Origin of the sequence: Pseudoalteromonas sp. RB2-MNA-CIBAN-0110 (assembly GCF_040309305.1) — a bacterium.
Taxonomy (GTDB): domain Bacteria; phylum Pseudomonadota; class Gammaproteobacteria; order Enterobacterales; family Alteromonadaceae; genus Pseudoalteromonas; species Pseudoalteromonas arctica.
In genome coordinates, this window is the sequence record NZ_JBEOOQ010000036.1 from 1 (window position 1) to 20,501 (window position 20,501).

General features: G+C 39.7%; 20 protein-coding genes. 4 read left to right on the plus strand and 16 right to left on the minus strand.

Annotated elements, in window-relative coordinates; all coding sequences use genetic code 11:
- Nucleotides 1-69: 69 nt before the first annotated feature.
- The 3 genes from AAEY68_RS15875 to AAEY68_RS15885 form a co-directional block, all read right to left on the minus strand.
- Nucleotides 70-906, minus strand: coding sequence for a hypothetical protein (locus AAEY68_RS15875; protein ID WP_350586346.1), 837 nt, complete (start codon nucleotides 904-906; stop codon nucleotides 70-72).
- A 156-nt stretch (nucleotides 907-1,062) separates the two neighbouring features.
- Nucleotides 1,063-1,359: a hypothetical protein gene (locus AAEY68_RS15880; protein WP_024593920.1), complete on the minus strand. Its 297-nt coding sequence runs from the start codon at nucleotides 1,357-1,359 to the stop codon at nucleotides 1,063-1,065.
- A gap of 35 nt (nucleotides 1,360-1,394) precedes the next feature.
- On the minus strand, nucleotides 1,395-2,399 hold the full coding sequence (locus tag AAEY68_RS15885; protein ID WP_024591658.1) for a YHYH protein: 1,005 nt from the start codon (nucleotides 2,397-2,399) through the stop codon (nucleotides 1,395-1,397).
- A 206-nt stretch (nucleotides 2,400-2,605) separates the two neighbouring features.
- Between AAEY68_RS15885 and AAEY68_RS15890 the strand changes: the two genes are divergently transcribed.
- The gene (locus AAEY68_RS15890) at nucleotides 2,606-3,364 is read left to right on the plus strand and encodes a sulfite exporter TauE/SafE family protein (protein ID WP_024591657.1); all 759 of its coding nucleotides are present in this window, start codon (nucleotides 2,606-2,608) and stop codon (nucleotides 3,362-3,364) included.
- A 179-nt stretch (nucleotides 3,365-3,543) separates the two neighbouring features.
- Here the strand turns inward: AAEY68_RS15890 and AAEY68_RS15895 are convergent, their stop codons facing one another.
- The 3 genes from AAEY68_RS15895 to mnmC form a co-directional block, all read right to left on the minus strand.
- A complete protein-coding gene (locus AAEY68_RS15895) occupies nucleotides 3,544-4,179 on the minus strand; it encodes an SDR family oxidoreductase (protein WP_007581997.1) in 636 nt (211 codons plus the stop codon).
- Nucleotides 4,180-4,362: 183 nt separating this feature from the next.
- Entirely contained in the window at nucleotides 4,363-4,686 is a 324-nt protein-coding gene (locus tag AAEY68_RS15900) for a hypothetical protein (RefSeq protein WP_024593919.1), read from the minus strand.
- Between the two features lie 67 nt (nucleotides 4,687-4,753).
- On the minus strand, nucleotides 4,754-6,763 hold the full coding sequence (gene mnmC, locus AAEY68_RS15905) for a bifunctional tRNA (5-methylaminomethyl-2-thiouridine)(34)-methyltransferase MnmC2/FAD-dependent 5-carboxymethylaminomethyl-2-thiouridine(34) oxidoreductase MnmC1 (RefSeq protein WP_024593918.1): 2,010 nt from the start codon (nucleotides 6,761-6,763) through the stop codon (nucleotides 4,754-4,756).
- Between the two features lie 178 nt (nucleotides 6,764-6,941).
- Here mnmC and fabB point away from each other — a divergent pair, with 178 nt between their 5' ends.
- The gene (gene fabB / locus AAEY68_RS15910) at nucleotides 6,942-8,153 is read left to right on the plus strand and encodes a beta-ketoacyl-ACP synthase I (protein ID WP_007582000.1); all 1,212 of its coding nucleotides are present in this window, start codon (nucleotides 6,942-6,944) and stop codon (nucleotides 8,151-8,153) included.
- Nucleotides 8,154-8,256: 103 nt separating this feature from the next.
- Here fabB and AAEY68_RS15915 read toward each other — a convergent pair whose 3' ends face one another.
- Nucleotides 8,257-8,622, minus strand: coding sequence for a hypothetical protein (locus AAEY68_RS15915; protein WP_024591652.1), 366 nt, complete (start codon nucleotides 8,620-8,622; stop codon nucleotides 8,257-8,259).
- 51 nt (nucleotides 8,623-8,673) lie between these two features.
- Here AAEY68_RS15915 and AAEY68_RS15920 point away from each other — a divergent pair, with 51 nt between their 5' ends.
- Both AAEY68_RS15920 and ggt read left to right on the plus strand, forming a co-directional pair.
- Nucleotides 8,674-9,216 (plus strand): GNAT family N-acetyltransferase, encoded by a 543-nt coding sequence (locus AAEY68_RS15920; RefSeq protein WP_024593917.1) that lies wholly within the window; start codon nucleotides 8,674-8,676, stop codon nucleotides 9,214-9,216.
- Nucleotides 9,217-9,308: 92 nt separating this feature from the next.
- Nucleotides 9,309-10,982: a gamma-glutamyltransferase gene (gene ggt, locus AAEY68_RS15925; RefSeq protein ID WP_024593916.1), complete on the plus strand. Its 1,674-nt coding sequence runs from the start codon at nucleotides 9,309-9,311 to the stop codon at nucleotides 10,980-10,982.
- 47 nt (nucleotides 10,983-11,029) lie between these two features.
- Here ggt and AAEY68_RS15930 read toward each other — a convergent pair whose 3' ends face one another.
- The 9 genes from AAEY68_RS15930 to AAEY68_RS15970 all read right to left on the minus strand — a co-directional run bounded on the left by AAEY68_RS15930 (nucleotide 11,030) and on the right by AAEY68_RS15970 (nucleotide 20,338).
- The gene (locus AAEY68_RS15930) at nucleotides 11,030-11,890 is read right to left on the minus strand and encodes a Tim44 domain-containing protein (protein ID WP_024593915.1); all 861 of its coding nucleotides are present in this window, start codon (nucleotides 11,888-11,890) and stop codon (nucleotides 11,030-11,032) included.
- A gap of 164 nt (nucleotides 11,891-12,054) precedes the next feature.
- Complete coding sequence (locus AAEY68_RS15935; RefSeq protein WP_007582005.1) at nucleotides 12,055-12,807, minus strand: DUF3379 family protein; 753 nt, start codon at nucleotides 12,805-12,807, stop codon at nucleotides 12,055-12,057.
- Entirely contained in the window at nucleotides 12,807-13,364 is a 558-nt protein-coding gene (locus tag AAEY68_RS15940; protein WP_032827217.1) for a sigma-70 family RNA polymerase sigma factor, read from the minus strand. Before AAEY68_RS15940 ends, AAEY68_RS15935 begins: the two co-directional genes overlap by 1 nt.
- 61 nt (nucleotides 13,365-13,425) lie before the next feature.
- Entirely contained in the window at nucleotides 13,426-15,084 is a 1,659-nt protein-coding gene (locus AAEY68_RS15945; RefSeq protein WP_024593914.1) for a BatD family protein, read from the minus strand.
- Nucleotides 15,078-17,018: a VWA domain-containing protein gene (locus tag AAEY68_RS15950; RefSeq protein WP_024593913.1), complete on the minus strand. Its 1,941-nt coding sequence runs from the start codon at nucleotides 17,016-17,018 to the stop codon at nucleotides 15,078-15,080. Before AAEY68_RS15950 ends, AAEY68_RS15945 begins: the two co-directional genes overlap by 7 nt.
- A complete protein-coding gene (locus AAEY68_RS15955; RefSeq protein WP_024593912.1) occupies nucleotides 17,018-18,004 on the minus strand; it encodes a vWA domain-containing protein in 987 nt (328 codons plus the stop codon). The genes AAEY68_RS15950 and AAEY68_RS15955 overlap by 1 nt, the downstream gene beginning before the upstream one ends.
- Nucleotides 17,997-18,431: a DUF4381 domain-containing protein gene (locus tag AAEY68_RS15960; protein WP_004335624.1), complete on the minus strand. Its 435-nt coding sequence runs from the start codon at nucleotides 18,429-18,431 to the stop codon at nucleotides 17,997-17,999. The genes AAEY68_RS15955 and AAEY68_RS15960 overlap by 8 nt, the downstream gene beginning before the upstream one ends.
- Before the next feature lie 2 nt (nucleotides 18,432-18,433).
- Nucleotides 18,434-19,378 (minus strand): DUF58 domain-containing protein, encoded by a 945-nt coding sequence (locus AAEY68_RS15965; RefSeq protein WP_010554656.1) that lies wholly within the window; start codon nucleotides 19,376-19,378, stop codon nucleotides 18,434-18,436.
- A gap of 3 nt (nucleotides 19,379-19,381) precedes the next feature.
- Nucleotides 19,382-20,338: an AAA family ATPase gene (locus tag AAEY68_RS15970; RefSeq protein WP_004335627.1), complete on the minus strand. Its 957-nt coding sequence runs from the start codon at nucleotides 20,336-20,338 to the stop codon at nucleotides 19,382-19,384.
- Nucleotides 20,339-20,501 lie beyond the last annotated feature (163 nt).

Here is a 20,501-nt window from a genome sequence, read left to right on the forward strand (position 1 = left end):
TAAGAGCAAATGAAATTCGGTGTCAACCGGCCACGATAATTGACGCGGAACCGGCCAAGTTAATTGACGCTAGATAATCAGTTGCTGCCAAAATTCATTTCTAGGGCCTAGGTCATCTATTTCTTGTAGGTGCTGTTGTAATTTATCACCCCCCATCGTTTTTATATCAGCTTGTCCTGTACTTTGCGCGTAGCTATTTATTAGTGATGAAAAGCGACTAAAGTACTCATTACTTTTTTGCTGTGTAGGGTTAGCTGTTCGCTCGTTTGTTACTTTTTGTGTTGGTTGATTTAGGCTATTTTGATCAATCAAATATTGTTTATAGTTTTGGTAACTTAAGTTGTTTGTAGTTGTGTTATTTGTAGTTGTGTTATTTAGAGTGCCAAAGTTGTTTTTAAGTGCATTAACACTGATCACTACACCTACTAAGGTAATAATACAAAGTGCGCTATAGCAAAAGTACAATGCGCTTTTTAAAGTGTTACGCAGTAGTTTATATTTATTATAACTTTGCTTAATAGCTGCAGCTGTATTAGGGGCTTCGCCTGTATCTAGGCGTTCGTTTTGTATTGAGGTACTTTTGTCGTTAGTACTTTCACTAATGTGTTTATCTGTATTTTTACTGTGCTCAGTGAGTGCTATTTGATTATTTTGAGATTGAGAGATTACAGTAATGAGTTGAGGTTCTACTTTAGTAATCAAACCTAGCTTTTTAAGTGAGGATTCTGTTTTAACAGCATCAATACTCGATAAGTCTTTTTTTAAAGCGTAAGCTTTTCCATCAAATAACTGAATAACAATATTATGAGGAATATTAAGAAGTTGGCTGAGTTGTTCTTGGGCAGAGGTAAGGTCAGTATTTTGATATAACTGACCATTAAAAACAATTTTAAATGTAGCGCTCACGTTAGTACCTTGCTTGTGTAATTCCATTTTTGGAATTTTATTTTTATTATTTGATACACAAAGCTAACTTAACAGATAAAGGGTATGCTTTCTAATGATTTGCGATTAAAAAAGCCTTAACAAACAGCGTTAAGGCTTTGGCGTGTAGCTGTTACTTTATCGTTTAGCGAGTGATTTTACAGGTTGCTTTTGATCACTTGCTGGTTGGGTTGCTATGTCTATTAATGTTTCAAGTGGTTTATTTCGAACGCACATAAGCACCTTGTTCATTGCTTGGCATGTGCCTGTCGCTTTTTTATCATGGCTTGTGTAGCTGCAATCTTCATTAATGGCTTTTGCTTCACATGCTTCCCAAGGCGCGTTTGAGCCGTGGCCTGCATGGCTTAGCGCTGAGCATGAGGCAGCAAGTAAAAAGCCAGTGGTTAGTGCTTTTATCACGTTAAATATTTTCATTAGTATCTCAGTTAATTATTTAGCCAGAATGCGAGTTATCTTGCGGTAGCACCTTTAAAACAACCAATAAACATGTTTTCAGATACATCGGCTGCATGGTAGTGGTAACCGCGTGTATCGTCGGTGTGGCCTCTACATTCGTCTAAATCAGTGGGTTCTAATCCATCTTCGTTAAGCATGCCAAATATACCAAATCCATCGAGTGCATAACCCATCATGGCGGCATGACCGTCTGATTGAATTTGTGTTTGGCTACAACCTGCTTCACCGTGGTAGTGATAGCCTGCTACTAAGTTAATATGGCCAGCGCAATCATCAAAGGCTGCAATAGTGTATGCGCCTAAAATAGCCTCAACAGGCGCGGGTGCAGCAAGTACAACACCATTGAGAGCAACACCTACATTAGCGTTACCAATACTGCTATTTTGAGTGGTTGCAACAGGCGTTATTGGAATTAAAAATGATTCTGATATACCGCCATCAACATAATCAATAGAGCATTCTACGCAGTGGTTTTGGTATTGTTCTTCTACGTTTGGACGTGCAGCGCCATCACACGATTCTTGTGTGTCGGTTACATTTACAAGGCCTGTACCTTCGTCGTATAGCTGCCAATGACTATCGTTATATAATGTTGGTAGATTTAAAATAAAGTCTCCGGTTATATCGTAAACCTCACCGGTACCATCAAACCAAATACCGGCTTCGTCAGCTGTTGAGGTGATATTTTGAGGGCAAAATACACCAATCTCGTAATTTGAAGGCGCACCGGCAATATCAATTTTGTAGCATGAGGCTTCATCGCCATTACTTAGCGTACATGTTTGAGTGGTAATTGATGAAATGAGCGCATCGCTTTCAAAGTTAAAAGGGTCGACTTCTACAACAAAATCGGTTGAAGTATCTGTTGTAGTTCCCTCATCGGTGGTTGTTTCAGTTACGACGGTACTTTCAGCATCGCTACCGTTACAGGCAGCTAAACCCAGTGCGAGTATGCACACTGCAAGCGGTGTCAAAATTGGTGTGTTAAATCTTCTCATCAAAAATATCCGGTAATGAAGTTGAATGTATAATATTTGTTAAATGTGCAAACAAAGTGCAAAAACAACGCAACATAGTACATAGCACGAGATAGAAGCTGATAAAGTTTCTCTAAATGTGTTTAGTACCTTTTTTACTATTTAAATACTGCGACTTAAAAGTACTTAAAAGTACTTAAAAGTACTTAAATAGGCAGTGGAGTTTTATGGATTTTTTATTTCCCGACAGCATGTCTTTATTTTTGTTTTTATTGTTAATGATCACCGCTGGCTTTACTTCTTTTATATCTGCTGCATTTGGTGCTGGTGGCGGATTAATGCTGCTTGTTGTTATGGCGTCGTTTATGCCAATGGCAGTTGTTGTGCCTGTGCATGGTTTAGTACAGCTTGGCTCTAATGCAAATAGGTTTTTACTCAGCTTTAAGCATATTGATAAAAGCATGTTTGTATATTTTGCGTTAGGCGGCTTAGTAGGGGCGGGGTTATCAAGTTTTGTTATTGATGATATATCGCTTGATGCTATGAAGTTAGTGGTCGCTATTTTTGTTATTTATTTACTGTGGGGTAAAACGCCACCTATAAAATTAACCTCTAAGGTGTGGCGTATGGTCGCCGGTGGAATAACTACTTTTATTTCTATGTTTGTGGGGGCAAGTGGCCCATTAGTTGGTAGCTGTTTATATATTAATAATTACGAAAAGTTAAAATTTACGGCAACGTTTTCGAGCATTATGAGTGTGCAGCATTTATTAAAAGCGATAATTTATGGCGCTGTTGGCTTTAGTTTTTGGCAATGGATACCGCTTGTAATTGCCATGGTAATAAGTGGCGCTGTAGGAACTTGGTTCGGAATTAAATTACTTAAAAGGATGTCTGGGGATAAATTTAAGCATATTTTTAGGATAGTTTTAACGTTATTAACGCTACAACTTGGTTGGCAAGGTATAAAAATATTACTCCACTAATTTGCTTAGTGGAGTAAATTTAATTTTATTAAACATAAATTATTTAAGAGGATTAAATAATTCATTGCGCCAAAAAGTTACTGATATAGAGCGACTACACTGTAATTTTTTGCCTTATCGATGAATTACATATTCTTTGTAATAATTGTTCATACGTTTAATTAAATTGGTATTAAAGCTTATTTAACAGCGGCTTTAATTGGCTTGTCGCCATCAAACAACTTAAAAATGCGGTTACTAATAAATGAGTTGGTCGCAATATGTAATAATGCATTGGCTACGTTTTCGCGGCTAATTTTAGCTTCTGAACGATCACTTGGTTGCTGCGTAGTTACTTGCATTGAAGCACTATCGTCAGTCAATGTACCAGGGCGAACAATGGTATAATTTAAACCACTGTTTATTAGGTGCTCGTCAGCCATATGCTTAGCAACTAAGTAAGGTTTTAAATCACCTTGAATCGAATCTGGATCGTCAGCACCAATCGAACTGACCATAATAAAGTGATTAACGCCGTGCTCTTTAGCGAATGTAGCTGCTTTTGTTGCAGCCCATAAATCAATGAGTACAGTTTTATCATCGCCTGTACTTCCACCAGAACCAGCAGCAAAAATCACTTGGTCACAGCCTTTCATTGCATCACCAAAATCGCCTTCAAGATCTTGCTCAACAATAGTTAAAAAAGAGCTGTTTAAATCGCTTAACTTATTTTTGTCACGCACTAATGCCACAACATTTTGCTCATTTTCTAAAAGTAGCTCAGTTGTCATTTTACCTATTTGTCCGCTTGCGCCAATAATTAGGGTCTTACTCATAATTAACTCCTTCCAATAAATAGTAAAAGTAATGTGCTTACAAACAGACCTTGGGGTAGGGGATTATTTTTAAAGGGTAAAAAAGAGTTTAAATGAGCTAATTTCAAAAAATACTTTAATTAAAGTGCGATGCTTAACTGAGTATTAAAATCAGCTGCTTTTGGTGTGTTTTTTTAGACCTTTTTATTCAACCATTATACTCACTTCGGTCACATAACTACGGCGGTATAGACTAATACGGACTTTATGTTCTTGGTAATTATAAAACAAAGTGCGATATGTACTATTGCCATTTGTTTTTAAAGGTTCACCTAATTTTTGCTGATAAAAGCGAGTGATATCAGAAATTGAATCTGTTAAATAACCAGTGCGTACCATTGGGTATTCGCTTGCTACGTCCATCGTTGTAACAAATTCTTCAGGAAGTGGGATTTCAGTGACGTTTTGGCTAAGTGCGTTAAACGATAGAGTGCATAGCAATATTATTAAAAATGCTAAAGTTTTCATTAGGGTCCTTTGAGTAATAAATTCCTTTTATTGGTACTTATTTTACCTCAATAAGCACCAATGTCATTTAAATTTTATTACGAATTAAGTCTCGCACTATAAACCGAGCTGGGTGAATCGCTTGGCTTACACGTTCGCTTAATGGACGGGGTTCGTTATTTAAACAACTTACGAGGTGGTCTGCACTTAGCGGTGCGCTGCATAAAGCGCGTGCGCCAAAACCGGTGAAAATATGTAGGCCTTGTTGTGGTTTATTAAGTTGCTCATATTGGTAGCGTTTACCTAAGCGTAGATTAGCAAAGGCCATTATGTAATCACTTTGTTCGCACCATTGCCCTGCCATTGGTAGGTGATCTATAAATGTGCAGCGAACAGCCGCTTTTGCCGAGTTTATATTGCCAAGGGTGGAGGCAAATTCACTTTGCTGATAAAAGCTAAGTAGTTGCTCTTGGTTTAATTGGTTGTCGAGCGCTGTAACTTGGCGGCTTTTAGTGTTTTTTTCAAATGTGGCACCCATACAGTGATGATCTAAATAAGCCGGGGTAAAATACCCTTTATGGCATAGCACTGTTTTAAGTTTGCGTGATTGCTCACTTGCCTCAATATGTGAAACCTGACCGCGTACGCCTACTATAGGTAGCGCTTTTGTTTGCTCAAATGAATCGCTGTGCTCACCTGCACAAATAATTACATCGCTAAACGGGCCTAGCTGCTCATCATTCGTTAATAAAAACCAACCGTTGTCAGTTTTTTTAAGCTGCTTTATATTGCAGTTAAATAGGCTTTTAAATGGGTTTATGCTATTTGCAGCGCTTAGCATAGCGTTTACTAATTGCGGCGGGTTAACCCAGCCGCCTTGTTCAAAAAATACGCCTGAATAACCTGTTGTTACGCCGGCTATTTCATCGCCTTGCTCTGCGGTTACGTTACGCATTAGCTGGGTTGGCCACAGTTGTTTTTGTGCTAAGTTTTCGTGCTTATCAGCTAGAGGTTTTTTCACTGCGTGTTGTAATACGCCGCACCAATCGTAATCAAAGCTAAAGCCGTTTTTGAGTAACTGGTTATACAAACGTTTTGCGTATAAAAAGCTATGTGCAAACAATTCACTGTGTGGCGAGTTTTTAGCTTGTAGGTGAGGGTAAATAGCGCCTTGCACATTGTGCGATGCCCCCATTGCAGGCTTTTCATCTTGGCAGAATAATTGGCTGGTTATGCCTCGTTTAGCCAAGCTGTATAAAATACAGCTACTGGCAATACCACCGCCAATGACCGCTACATTTTTTAAAGTACTGCTATCTTGATTAAAATAAGCGGGGGTTGATTGAGCGTTATTAACATGTTTAAGTTGGCCAGTAAGCATATCTTCTTTTTGATTAAAATTTTTGGCTTTTTTAGTACTAAAGCCAGCCTCTATTAATCCTCGTTGAACAAAGTCAGCGGCAGTAAAAGTCGATAAGGTTGCATTAGCTCTTGATATATCAGCCATGGAGTTAAATAAACTTTGCTGCCACATATCAGGATTTTTACTTGGCTCAGGCCCATTTAAATACCAAGCATCAACAATTCCTGTTTGCGGATAGCTCATTGCTTGTATTGATTCAAGCGCATCACCAAAGTATAAATCGAGAACAACACTGCCATTATTAAATTCGAGCCGGTGGCATCCTTCTAAATTAATTGGGTAGTTTACTGTTAATTGCTCACTAAAATAACTTAAGGTAGGCCAAGCGGTTAATGCTTGTTTTAAGTCTGTTAATGTTAAGGGATACTTTTCAAACGAAATATAGTGAAGGCGTTTTACGCTTTTTTCACATTCATTTTGAACTTGCATCCGCTCAAGGTGGTCTTTAAAGCGTTGCCACGTATTTAAAAAGTTTAAACCGGTGCCAAAACCGGTTTCGGCAATAACAAAATGTGATTGGTCATGATTTTGTAATCGTACATCTATATTATTTTGCTCATAGTACACATAATGCGATTGAGCTAAGCCATCGTCATTAGAAAAATAAATATCACCGGAGTCATTAGTCAAAGGTGTACCTAAATTATTAATGTGACTATGTGCGTTCTTAATCATAATTTTTTAAATTTATAGATATATTTTTAATTATTTTACGGGTTTTCTTTGTAATAGTCTGGCGTTATTTATAAGCTAGCAGTTCAGAGTACAAGTGTACGCTAGAAAGCTGACCACTTAGGTGATTAAATTCGCGTAAAATAGAATGCAATTAAGTATTAAGCTAAGGGAATTACCCATGAGAAGAGCTGTAATTACAGGTATCGGTGTTGTATCAAGCATTGGTAACAACAAAGAAGAAGTATTAGAATCGTTAAAAACGGGCAAAAGCGGTATCGCTTTTAACCAAGAATTTGCCGATTATAAGTTACGTAGTAACGTATCGGGTAAAATTGATATTGACGTTAAAGCACATGTTGACCGCAAAGCAATGCGCTTTATGGGTGATGCTGCTGCATATTCTTATATTTCGATGACTCAAGCAATTGAAGACTCAGGTTTGTCTGACGACCAAGTATCAAATGAGCGCACGGGTATTATTGTTGGCTCTGGCGGTGGTTCGTCTAAATGGCAGGTAGAAGCTGCTGATATTTTACGTGAAAAAGGCGTAAAACGTGTAGGGCCTTATATGGTTCCACGTACTATGGCGAGCACTACATCTGCTTGTTTAGCAACACCCTTTAAAATTAAAGGTGTTAACTATTCAATTAGCTCTGCATGTGCAACATCTGCGCATTGTATTGGTAATGCAGTAGAGCAAATTCAATTAGGTAAGCAAGATGTTGTATTTGCTGGTGGTGGTGAAGAGCTACACTGGACATTGGCAATGGAATTTGACGCTATGGGCGCACTTTCTACTAAGTACAACGAAACACCTGAAAAAGCATCTCGTACATACGATGCAAATCGCGATGGTTTTGTTATATCTGGCGGCGGCGGTATTGTTGTAGTTGAAGAACTTGAACATGCGCTTGCACGTGGCGCGCACATTTACGCTGAAATTGTTGGCTACGGTGCAACATCAGATGGCTACGACATGGTTGCTCCATCTGGCGAAGGTGCAGCACGTTGTATGCGCCAAGCTATGCAAGATGTAGACAGTATTGATTACCTAAATACGCACGGCACATCTACACCTGTAGGCGACGTTAAAGAGCTTGGTGCGATTCAAGAAGTGTTTGGTGGTAAGTCACCAATGATCAGCGCAACTAAAGCAATGACGGGTCATGCCCTCGGTGCTGCAGGTGTTCACGAAGCTATCTTCTCATTATTGATGCTAGAGCACAGCTTTGTAGCGCCTTCAATTAATATTGATGAGCTAGATGAGCAAGCGGCAGGTTTAGATATTATTACTGAGCGTCGTGATGTTGAGTTAAATACTGTAATGTCTAATAGCTTTGGCTTTGGTGGCACAAACGCGACTTTAGTTATGAGTAAGTACAAAGGTTAATTTGAGCTTATAAGCCCTAAATATGTAAACACATATCAGGGCTAAATAGCTTAAAACAAAAAAGGAAAGCCGAGGCTTTCCTTTTTTATTATCGAAAGTTAAATTAACCTTCGTTATGTTCTTTACGCGCTTGCTCAATTTCGTCAGCAATATCTTGCGCTTTCTGCTTAGTTTTTTCAGTTAACTCGCCAGCAGCTTCTTTGCTTTTAATCCATGCATCAACCGCAATCTCTTTGCCGTCGTCGTACATGTCTAAGCCCATTGTTTTACTTTGCTCTAATAGCTCGTTTAAAGACTCGTCATTTTTAAGATCGTTAGTTGTCTCTTTAACGTCGTTCCATGCATCACCAAGCTTTTCTTGCATTTGTGCGCTTTTATCTTTTGCATCTTCTTTTACTTCGTTGGCATCTTCACAACCAGTTAATGTAATTAAAGTGCCTAATAAAGCTAAACCTGCTAATTTATTCATGTGCTATCTCCTTTAGAGACTGATAATTAATTCGAGGCAGACTATACAACAATGAAAATGAACGCCCCCGTAACAAAACGATTAAATTTTAAATTAATGAGTGAGCGTGATTGGCCTCAATTATTTGAACTCGACCAAGACCCCGCCGTAATGCAGTATTTAACGCGAGGTGTACCTACCTCTTTAGAGCAAATAAAAAATGAGGGAGTGCCTCGTATGCTCGCATATCGAAATGAGCTAAAAGGCTGGGGGCTGTGGAGTATCACTATAAAGCAAACCAATACATTTATAGGTTGGGTATTAATAAGGCCTATGGGCTTTTTTACTGATACACCAAACTACAGTGATATTGAAATAGGCTGGCGCTTTAAACAAGCGAGTTGGGGGCATGGTTATGCAACCGAGGCGGCTTTAGCATTATGTGATGAACTCATTAAGCAAGATGACGTTAAGGCGATAAGCGCAACTGCACTAAAAGATAATACGGCCTCTATAACAATAATGAAAAAGTTAGGCCTGCAATTTATAAAAAACTATACACATACAGATGAGCAAGGCGACTTACCTGCGGTACTTTATTCAAAAAACGTTTGAAGATGATTAAATATCAACAGCATAAAGATTGACCTGCCCTTAAATGACGTGCATTAATATGGGCAACAAAAATAATAAATTAAGGATGTTGTATGGGATTGTTTTTTTCACCACGTAAATTAATCGTCAAAAGTGTACTGGTTTTACAGTTCACTACTTTTAGTGTTTTGGCGCAGCCTTTAGCGCAAAGCGCGGTCGCAATGCCTGACTCGTTCAGTGCCGATGCTGCTAAAAGTATATTAGAGCAAGGCGGTAATGCTGTTGATGCGGCTATTACGGCACAATTTGTACTTGCAGTGACGCTTCCTGAAGCCGGAAATATTGGCGGCGGGGGATTTATGCTTATTCAAAAAGATGGCAAAGGCGATTTTATAGATTATCGCGAAACAGCGCCAACAGCGGCTCATCGTGATATGTATTTAGATGAGCAAGGTAATGTTATTGCAAACAAATCAATATATGGCATTCACGCAAGCGGTGTACCTGGCAGTGTAGCGGGTATGTGGCTTGCCCATCAAAAGCATGGCACTTTAAAGTGGGAAACACTAGTACAGCCTGCTGTAACGTTAGCTGAGCAAGGGTTTGTAGTTCCGCCTAAGTTAGCAAAAGGTGTTAGCCATTATATAGCCCATCTAAAAGAGCAAAAAATAAATGTAAACTTTGAAAAATATTTTGCTGATGTAAAAGCCAATAAAGTTTTCAAGCAACCAGAGCTAGCGGCAACGCTAAAGCGTATTCGTGATAACGGCCAAGATGGATTTTATAAAGGAGAAACTGCAAATATTATTGCTAAATTTATGCATCTACATGGTGGTATTATTAATCAAGATGATTTAAAAAATTATACCGCTAAATCACGTACACCTATTAAAGCTAGTTGGAATGGTTATGAAGTACTTACTTCGCCACCGCCGAGTTCAGGTGGTATTGCTATTTTACAGTGGCTCAAAATGTATGAGTTACAAAAACCAGATGCAGGCTTAGCGCATAACTCGACTCAGTATGTGCACTTACTTTCTGAAATAGGTAAACGTGTATTTGCAGATAGAGCAGAGTATTTAGGCGACCCTGATTTTTTTGATGTTCCAGTAAACGCGTTAACTAATATTAACTACCTCAAAGAGCGCAGTAATTGCATTTCGTTAACCGCTATCTCGACTACCGAAAATATTAAACCGGGCCTTAAAGAAAGTGAGCAAACTACGCACTTTTCAATCGTTGATAAAATGGGTAACGCTGTAGCAAATACCACCACAATAAACTTAGGGTTTGGTAGCGGTGTAGTTGTTGAAGGTGCGGGATTTATTTTAAATGATGAAATGGACGACTTTAGCGCCAAACCAGGCGTTATGAATGTGTTTGGTGCAATAGGCGGTAAAGCTAATGAAATACAGCCACACAAGCGTATGTTGAGTTCTATGACACCGACAATATTACTTAAAGACAACACCGTTAAAATGGTGACAGGTTCGCCTGGTGGCACAACCATTATTAGCTCTGTGTACGAATCTATCTTAAATGCAGTAGAGTTTGATATGAGTGCAGAGCAGGTTGTAAATAGCCCTCGTTTTCATCATCAATTGTGGCCTAAAAATATAATTAGAACGCACATAGGTTTAACCGATAGCGTAAAAGCAGAGCTTACAAAAATGGGTTACACCATAGACGAGAGACACTTTGGTGACTTACACGTTATTATTAATAAAAATGGTCAATTAGATGCCGCTTCTGAAGCATCAGGGCGCGGTAAATCAATTGTTTTTTAAATAAAAAACACCGCGCTAAAAAGCGCGGTGTTTAAAATAATAAAAGCTTATTGAGTATCAATTAAATCTTCAACACCCACTATTAGCCATGGAGCATCGTCTGAAATTAGACGCTCTAAGTGCCAAATTTCTAAAATAGGCTGTTCTTTTTTATCGCCTAAATCACGGTACTTACCTTTAAAGCGAACACTAACCTGCCACGATTGCGCATTTGTATCTGCACGCACAAGTTCGGCATCAATAAACATTACTTCAGTGTCTACGCTCTGTATAGCTTCACGCTCAGCTTTAAATTCGGCAACAAGTGCAGGGCTTAAGTATTCAGCCATTGTGGTGTAATCGGCATTATTCCATGCAGTTTGTAGCGTATGGTAATGACTACGGGCACCTTGCAAAAAGCCATTAACGTCAAAGTTAGGTGGTAAATTAAAAGGGACACTTTCACCTTGTGGGGCGCTGTTAGCAAAGCCTGTACTCATTGGCTGCTCGATTGGTGCTTGTTTAAAAGCATTTTGCTGAGCACTTGTATCTGCACTGGCATTTGCAAGTTGTGGGGCACGATTAGCACGTAAAAAGCCTGTTACTAGCTTAAATAAAATAAATAGTCCGCCAGCTAATAAAATCATTTCTAATAGCTGAAAACCTTCAAAATCGTCGCCTAACATTGCTGCAATTAAGCCACCCGCTAAAAGACCACCCAAAACGCCAGCCATAATGCCTTTTTTATTTGATGTGGCTTTAGGTGCTGCTGTTGGGGTTGTTGTATCTGCTTTTTGTTTTTGTGCTGTTTGTTGTGTTGCAGGAGTTTGTCCACGTTTACTACTGCCAAACTTTTTACGTGCGTGTGCATCAAAACTGGCAGTACATAATAATGCCAATAATGAAAAAATAACGATGATGTTCTTCATGAAATTCCCTAATTAAAATCGAGCCGCGATTATAATTTACTTTCTTAATGAATTTAATTAATTACTTTAAAAATCAGAGGTTTTGAGTATAAAAGAAAAGGTTTATTGGTAGGTATATAATCAAAAAACCGCTTAGTAGAGACTAAGCGGTAAATTTGTTTATTTTAAAGCCAACGAATAGCGCCAGTAACGCGTTCGTTATAAGTATTTAGAGGTGCTCCAACACTTGCCACTAAAATAGTATCTGCTTGTGAGCCTCGGTTAATATGACCTTCAAAGCGCTCGTCTTTGAAATTATCATCGCCAAAACCAAATGATTTATTTTCAGAAGGCACTATAAATACCGTCATAGGACCAAAGTCAGACTCAAATATCAAATGTAGCCCTTTTTCGCCTTTAAAATCACAAAACATAGCGTAAGTTACATCACCAGGAAGCTCATCAAGATGACCACCTAATACTGCAAGCTTGTCGTTAACGCTTTGTAGGCTAATGGGCTCTTTTTTATCAAGCGCACTAATTTCGTAGTACACATGGGCAAGCGCATGCTCACCCGCTTCGTGTGCAATATTTTGCTCTGTACTAAAAAAGAAAGCACTAATAGCCACTACAAAAGATGCAGCTAATGCAAGATGCACGCGGTCAAGCTTAAAACGCGAGCGGGCATCAACTACATTTTTTCCTGTTGCTTGCTCTTCTTGTAGTGCTTTTTCTTTTAACGATGTGTTTAAAAGAATGCGGTCTGCAAGGTTTTCAGGCACAGGTATATCTAAAGAGTCTTGAATAAATTTATCAAAATCTTTCATATCGTTAATAAAACTTTGTCGCTCTGGGTTATTGTTAGCAAACTCCATGAGCTCCTTGTCAATGTCGTTTGGCTGCGCAATAGTGCGGCGACGAAACTCAAGTTCATCCATTATTTTGATGCCCCTTTAAGTTGTTCATCATCACGGCTTAAAGCCTCTTTAAGTTGATTTCGGGCACGGTATAAACGAGTCATTACCGTGTTTTTATTTAAATTAAGTATGCCTGCGATCTCTTCGCCAGAGCAGCCCATTACAACTTGTAGTAATAATGGCTCTCGGTATTCATCAGATAGCAGGGCAATCTGGCGTTGGATAACCGTTTGCTCCATTTCATCATCTAATGAGTGGCTGGTTTCATCAACAAGCGTATCGTTTTCTACGTCGCTGTAATCAAACTGTTTACGTTCAAATCGGCGCGCATTTTCTCTTCGTAATATAGTAAGCAGCCAGGGTTTAGCTGCCTTTTGATCAAGTAAAGAGTCGAGAGAACGCCACGCGCGTAAAAACGTTTCTTGTACTAAATCATCTGCTATGTGCGGATCACGGCATAACCAATAAGCAAAGCGATAAAGCTCTTTATTGTAAACGTGGACCAAGGCTTCATAACGCTTTTGTTTCTCTGCCATATCGATTAAGACCTGATTGTTTGATTTTTTCTTTCCAAGCATAAGCACTTTTTTAATTAAAAATTATTATTTATTGCAAAAAAAGACCTGAGTATCGTAGTTATTAATCATAAAGGTCTTTTAATACAGCTTGTTGCGACTTTGATGCTTGAGTTTGATAGTTCTCAAGAATTTTAATAATAGCATTAAGATCCGTGTTTGCGCCTTTATTACTATAAAGTTGTGCCTGCAATTGGCTAATGAGGCCATTAAGCTCGCTGCTGTTTACCCGGACGCAAAGCTCATCAATAGCTCCAACATTTTTGTGAGTCACCTTTACAGAAAAACTATTTAATGCGGTGTAAAAAGCTTTCACATCGTGTGTTTTAGCGAGCGTTTTAAGCTCATTTAAGCTCGGCTGAGAAATATCACGGTTGTTTGGTTGTAATTTCTCAGTCGTATTTTTAGTAGAACGGGTCATTAAGTAAAAAATTACAGTACCAATCCATAAAATATACCCTAAAGCGGCAACAACTATTAACCAAAGAGGAGTATCACTTTTAGTTTCAATACGTTGTGTGCCTGTCGCTTCATTCGAAACATTTTCAATAGCAGGTAAATTGTTTGGGTTTGATTGTGGGTTTGCCACGGCGGTATTAGGTGCGGTACTACTTGGCGTTACCGTTATAGTGCGCTTTGGTAATGTAGCTACGCTAATACGGTTCATTTTAGTATTAAACCAAGGCAGCTGTATTTCAGGTAAAGTGTAAGTACCTGGTTTTTGCGGTAGTAATGCATACGATGCAGTTTGCTGCGATACAACACGTCCGTCACGTACTGCATTGTTATTTTCTTTTTTATCAGGGTAGCTGCGTATGCCATCAATGGTAGGCATAGAGATTTCAGGTAATTGCTCTTTTGTAACACCAAGCGCGGTAAGTGTAATAGTACGTGTTATAGGCGTACCTACTTCTACGGTGTTGTCGTTAGGTTGCCATTCTTCATCAAGACTAACTAGCTCGCTTGGTAACCACGCACCTTTATAGTCACTCGGAATTGGTTTGATTTCTACTTGCTGATCGTCGCCAAGAGCTGATACTTCTAATTGACGATAATTTTGTTGTACTCGTCCTTGAAAAGCGGGGCCTGCAATAGTGTACGCACCACTTTTTTGTGGCTGAATCAAATACTCGCGAGTAATAACAAGGTAGCGTTTACCATCAACAAGCTCATAGCTTTCAGTTTGTTTACCCAATTGGGTTAGCTGAGCATCTTCCATACTTGGTGTGCTTAAGCTGCCATCAAGCAGTTCTTTGGCAAGGTAAAGCTTAATAGTGTAAACGCCGGCTTCTTGGACAAACAATGAATTACTCGAGAGCGACGTTTTTAAAAATATTTCGTTATTTTTATCTGCATCAACTGAGCGTTTTGCCACTTTTAATTTAATAGGCTGTGAGGTTAACCCTGCAACGCTAAATGCCGGAATAGTGTAATCACCCTCTGCACGGGTCATTAATTTAACTGACCACGTGGTTTGTTTATTAATGCTGCCATTAATAATGTTGGTACGAGAACTTAAGCTTGTTGGGCCTACCACAAAGTCTTTTAACAGCGATGAGGTGTCTGGTTGCTCGCCCTTAACTGTATCGTCTACGGATATATTAAGCATAAAAAATTCACCCGCTAAAACAGGGTTTTTATCTACGCTGGCTTCTAATTTGGTTGCAGCCCACGAAGGCATCGCACTTAATAGCAATAAACAGCAAAATAATCGCATTACCATGATTTTTCGACTCCTGTAGGGCGACGTTTATATTGTCTTTTTTGGGCTTCTAATTGCATTTTATTCCGTAATAAAATAGCCGGATCGTCCGGGACTTTTCTAAGTAGTTGATTAAGCTGTTGTGCTTTTTCTTTTTCTTCATTAGTGAGCTCACTTGCTTGGGCTTGCATAGCTTGTTGCTGAGCATTTTGTTTTTGCTCATCAGTAGCAGGTTGCTCACTCATTGTTTGTGGCTTACTTTGTTGCTGCTCGTCTTGAGGCTGGTCAGCGTCTTTATTTTGCCCTTGCTCACTTTGTGGCTGAGCTTGCATATCAGGTTCATTTTGCTTGTCTGATTGCTCGCCAGGCTCACCTTGTTGATCTTTTGATTGTTCAGACTCTTTATCTGATTCTTTATCAGATTTTTCATCGCTTGAGCTTTGACTTTCGTTTTCGCCTTTTTCAGAATCGCTTTTATCACCATTTTGTTGCTTATCCTGTTTTGACTCATCAGAATTTTGCCCTTGGTTTTGCTCATCTTTTTTCTGGCTATCATCTTGGTCTTGAGAGTCGTCGCCGTCGCTTTGCTGATCTTGCTGGTTTTGTTGCTCTTGTTGATTGAGTAATTGTTCAACTAAAGCTTGGTTGTCAGTTGCTTGTGTAAAGTCGTCATGTAAGGTTTGGGCTTGTTTGTAGGCTTCAATGGCGTCCTCAAGCTTGCCAGCTTTGGCAAGGGCATTACCGTAGTTGTATAAACCGGTAGCCGACTTATCATTACTAAACTCATTAAGTGCAGCATCAAAATTACCTTGCTGGTAAAGCGCCGCGCCTTTTAACTCACTCGATTGCGCCTGTGTTGCTGCATCGTATTCTTTATTTTTGTAAGCCTCTAATGCACGTTGATCTGCATTTTGCAAAAGAGTAGGAAGCTCTACGGCATACGCATTTTGCTGCGGTAAAAAGCTAAAGGCTAAAAAAGCCCCCAGCAAGGCAGCGCGTCTAAATAAATACAAGCCAAATGGCAGTAATAACAAGAGTCCGTATATACCTGCATCTATTCGCCAAAGTGCGTGGCTTTGTTTTTCGTCTTTCAATAATTCACTCTGTGCATTTGGGGCAAACGTATTTATGTCGTTATTACTAGGCTGGTAACTAGCAAATTTACCACCACTGCTCGATGCTAAATTTTTAAGCTGACTGGCATTGAGAGTAGGTACTACAATTTGGCCGTATCTGTCTTTCAAAAAACCACCTTCAGGTAACTTAATTGGAGCGCCTTGAGCGGTACCCACGCCATATATATTTAATCTATATTGGGTGTTACTGGTAAAGCTACTCACGTCGCTTTGTTCTTGCTGGTCAATACCGTCGGTCACTAAAATAATGTCGCCATCAATATAACCCGCTTGCGTTAATAGCTCTTTGGCCATATCAAGACCGGCTAAAACGTTTGAGCCTTTGTCTGGCATTATTTCAGGGCTTAAGCTTGGAATTAAATTACTGAGTGTTGTGGCGTCGTTTGTTAGCGGCGATATTATATAGGCTGTGCCTGCGTAAGCTACAAGCGCGGTATCACCTTCTCTAAATAGCTCAATCATATCAAGCGCTTTAAAGCGTGATTGCATTAAACGATTTGGTAAAATATCGGTGCTGTACATTGAGTACGACATATCCATAACAATTACACGGGCACTTTTACTTTGAAATACAGGAACTTGTTTTTTCTCAAAGCTAGGCCCAGCACTAAATAAAATGCCAAGGCTGCAAAACAAAGCAACTAACCAAAGTGGCTGGCTGGCTTTAGTGTTTGCTTCGCTCATTATAAATTGTGCTAAATGCGGTGCAATTAGCTGCTCACTAGTCGTTTTTTTATGCTTAATTAAGGCGACAAAAAATAATGCCACAGCAGGTATGAGTAACCATAAAAGAGCGGGGCGAATAAATTCAAAATCCATTAGTTTGGCTCCTTTAATGCACGCAGTGTACTAAGCATTACTTTTAAGCTAATAAGTAAAATAGCGATAAGTAACGGGTAGTAAAATAATGAGCTTTGTGGGCGAAATGTTTGTTCATCAGCGCTAATAGGTTCAAGTTTATCAAGCTCTGCGTAAATTTGTTGAAGGCCTGCTACATCTTTGGCCCTAAAGTATAATCCGCCAGTTTGCTCGGCAATCTTTTTAAGTAAGCTTTCATCTAAACTACTGCCACTAGAGCCACCCATGTTAAAGAGGCTAAAGCCGCGCGGATTATCTGAGCCAACGCCAATGGTGTACACTTTAATACCTTCCTCGCGAGCTAGCAGCAGAGCATCTTCTGGGTTTAAATTACCAGCGGTATTTTGTCCGTCGGTTAATAGCACCACAATACGGTTACTCTCATCTTTATTGGCAAAGCGTTTTACCGAAAGACCCAATGCATCACCAATGGCTGTTGCGCGTCCCACTAAACCAATTTGCGCTTCACTGAGCATTTTACTTACTGTTTTAACGTCGCGCGTGAGGGGGGTTTGTAAAAATGCGGTGTCGCCAAATAATATCAGCCCAAGCTTGTCGCCTTGACGCTGCTCTATAAAATCACTGAGTACGGCTTTTACCATGGTAAGGCGGTCAACATATTGGCCATTGTAAGCCATGTCTTGTTCGGTCATCGAGCCTGATAAGTCAACTGCTAACATTATATCGCGCCCTTCATTTGGTAATGAGATTGGCTCATCTAACCATGTTGGATTGGCAGCGGCAGTAACAAGTAATAACCAAATTATCCATTCGAAAGGATTTAAACGTCGTGCGTGTGGCTCAATGCTTTGGCTGGTTAAATTGTGCTTTGCAAAACTGGGTATACGTAAACGCGTACTGGCATTACTTGCCGCGGGTTTTAATAGTAAAAGTAACAAAGGCAAGGGCAGTAATAAAAATAACCATGGCCAGCTAAATTCAAACATTTACTGACTCCTTTATTTTAAATTGCTTAATACCTTGGCGAAATTTTTCGCACAGTGTTGTATCTTTTTGGCTGGGGTTATACAAGCTTAGTATTTCTTGTTCTGTAAAGCTCAAACCGGTAAGCGTATTAAGTGTTGTGCACCATTTAGAGGTAGATTGCGCAGCAAGGCGCTTGTCGTAATATTCAATCACTAAACGTTTTAAAATAATATGCAGTTGCTGAGGATTTTGCTCACTTTGGCTCAATTGTATTGCGTAGCGTTTAGGCTTTTTAAATTTATGTTTTTTGTAAAATATATAAATAGCTGCGCACAGTGCTAAAAACAGCAGTGCAATAATAACCCACCAAGCAGGGGCGAGTGGCCACCAATTAACTTGGCTTGGCGCTATTATATCGTGCAGGCCATCGAGTGGATTGGTTTGCATGGTTATTTTCTCACTAATTGCAGCTCAAGCGGTGTTGCTGCATTGAATGATATTAAATTAAGACCCGATTTAGTTAAGCGATTAAAGCGCGTACTAAATGCTTGCTCAGCATTTTTAGCAAAGCGTTCTCTAAAGCTGTTATCCATTAATGGTAGGGCAAAGTCTTGACCATTTGCATTAACAGTAACGGCTTGCTTAAACGCAGGTAACTGATGCTCAAATGGATCGCTTATATGGCAACCAATCAGCTCGCAGTGGCGGCTTAATATTTCGAGTTGCTTAAAGCTAGCATCATCCAGAGCATTAAAATCAGACACCAAATACACTAAGCTGCCTGGTTTTGCTAAATGATTAAGGCGCTTTAGGTTATCGCTAAAGTTGTTAGGGGCTGTTTTATCAATATTGTTGAGCGCTTGCTGGTGGTTGTCGCATAAATTATGACAAAGCTTAAGGACTGCTTTTTCACGGGCGCTGGGCTTTAGCTCCAAATGCGAGTGCTGATTAAACACAATACCGCCAATTCTATCGCCGCGCTGACACGCCGACCATGCAACAAGAGCGCTTATATGCGCAGCTTGCACCGACTTTAATAGTAACTTTGAACCAAACAGCATTGAGTTAGAAAAATCAGTAAATACAAACACAGGGCGCTCTTTTTCTTCTTGAAAGAGCTTTGTGTGAGTCTCGCCGGTACGCGCAGTAACTCGCCAATCAATAGAACGAATATCGTCACCTTGCTGATAATGTCGCACTTCGGCAAATTCCATTCCTCGACCTTTGTGCGGTGCAAGGTATTGCCCTGTTAAGGTGTTTTTTATTTTTACCTTAGGGGCAAGTTCGAGCAATTGCGCTTTGGCTTTGTAATACATCAGCTCTTTGAGTGCTAAATTAACACCGTGGCTATGGCTCTGTTTGAGCCATGCTTGGGATTCTAATTGTTTTTGCATAACTTATGGTACGGCTACAAGTTCAACTATACGGCTTATTACTTGATCTTTAGTAATGCCATCGGCTTGGGCTTCGTAACTTAAAATAATGCGGTGACGCAGTACGTTATGCACAACAGCTTGAATGTCATCAGGTGCTACAAAGTCACGGCCTTGAAGCCATGCATGAGCACGAGCACATTTATCAAGTGCTATTGTTGCACGCGGACTTGCACCAAATTCAATCCAGCTACCTAGTTGCGCATCTAATTTAGCGCCTTCACGGGTGGCAATAATAAGTTGTACTAAATATTGCTCAAGCGGCTCTGCTAAATAAAGGCCTAATATTTCTTTACGAGCTGCAAATAAATCGCTTTGACTAATTTTTTGCATTACTGGTTGTTGCTCGTTAAGCGCTTCGCCGCGTGTTAAACGTAGTATATCAAGCTCATGCTCTGCGCCAGGGTAACCAATACTTAGGTGCAGTAAAAAGCGATCCAGCTGGGCTTCTGGTAACGGGTAAGTCCCTTCTTGCTCTAGCGGGTTTTGTGTTGCCATAACTAAAAATAGTTCGCTAAGCGGATAAGTGTTTTTACCCACGGTCACTTGGCGCTCTGCCATGGCTTCTAATAGTGCTGATTGTACTTTGGCTGGTGCACGGTTAATTTCGTCAGCTAAAATAAGGTTATGAAAAAGGGGGCCTTTTTCAAATACAAACTCGCTAGTTTGTTGGCGGTAAATATCGGTACCTGTTACATCAGCCGGTAATAAGTCTGGCGTAAACTGTACGCGCTGAAATGAGCCTTCAATACCTTTAGCAAGTGCATTAACTGCACGTGTTTTTGCAAGCCCAGGAGGGCCTTCTACTAATAAGTGACCATCAGCTAAAATAGCAATAAGTAGCGCTTGTGTAAGCTCTGGCTGGCCAATGATTTGTGTATCTAAGTACGTTTTTAATTGTGAAAATGCGTTAGCTGCCATAATAAGTGGACTGTCCTCGTCAGCTGGGTTTGTACCTAATAGTGTTAGGTGATAAATACTGACCTATTTATAAGGTTTATAATTGGGTAACTCAAGAGTTAGACTGTATTTTTTAAAATAGTTCGTTATTTTTTAACGATTTTTAGCGTACCACAAAACTTTG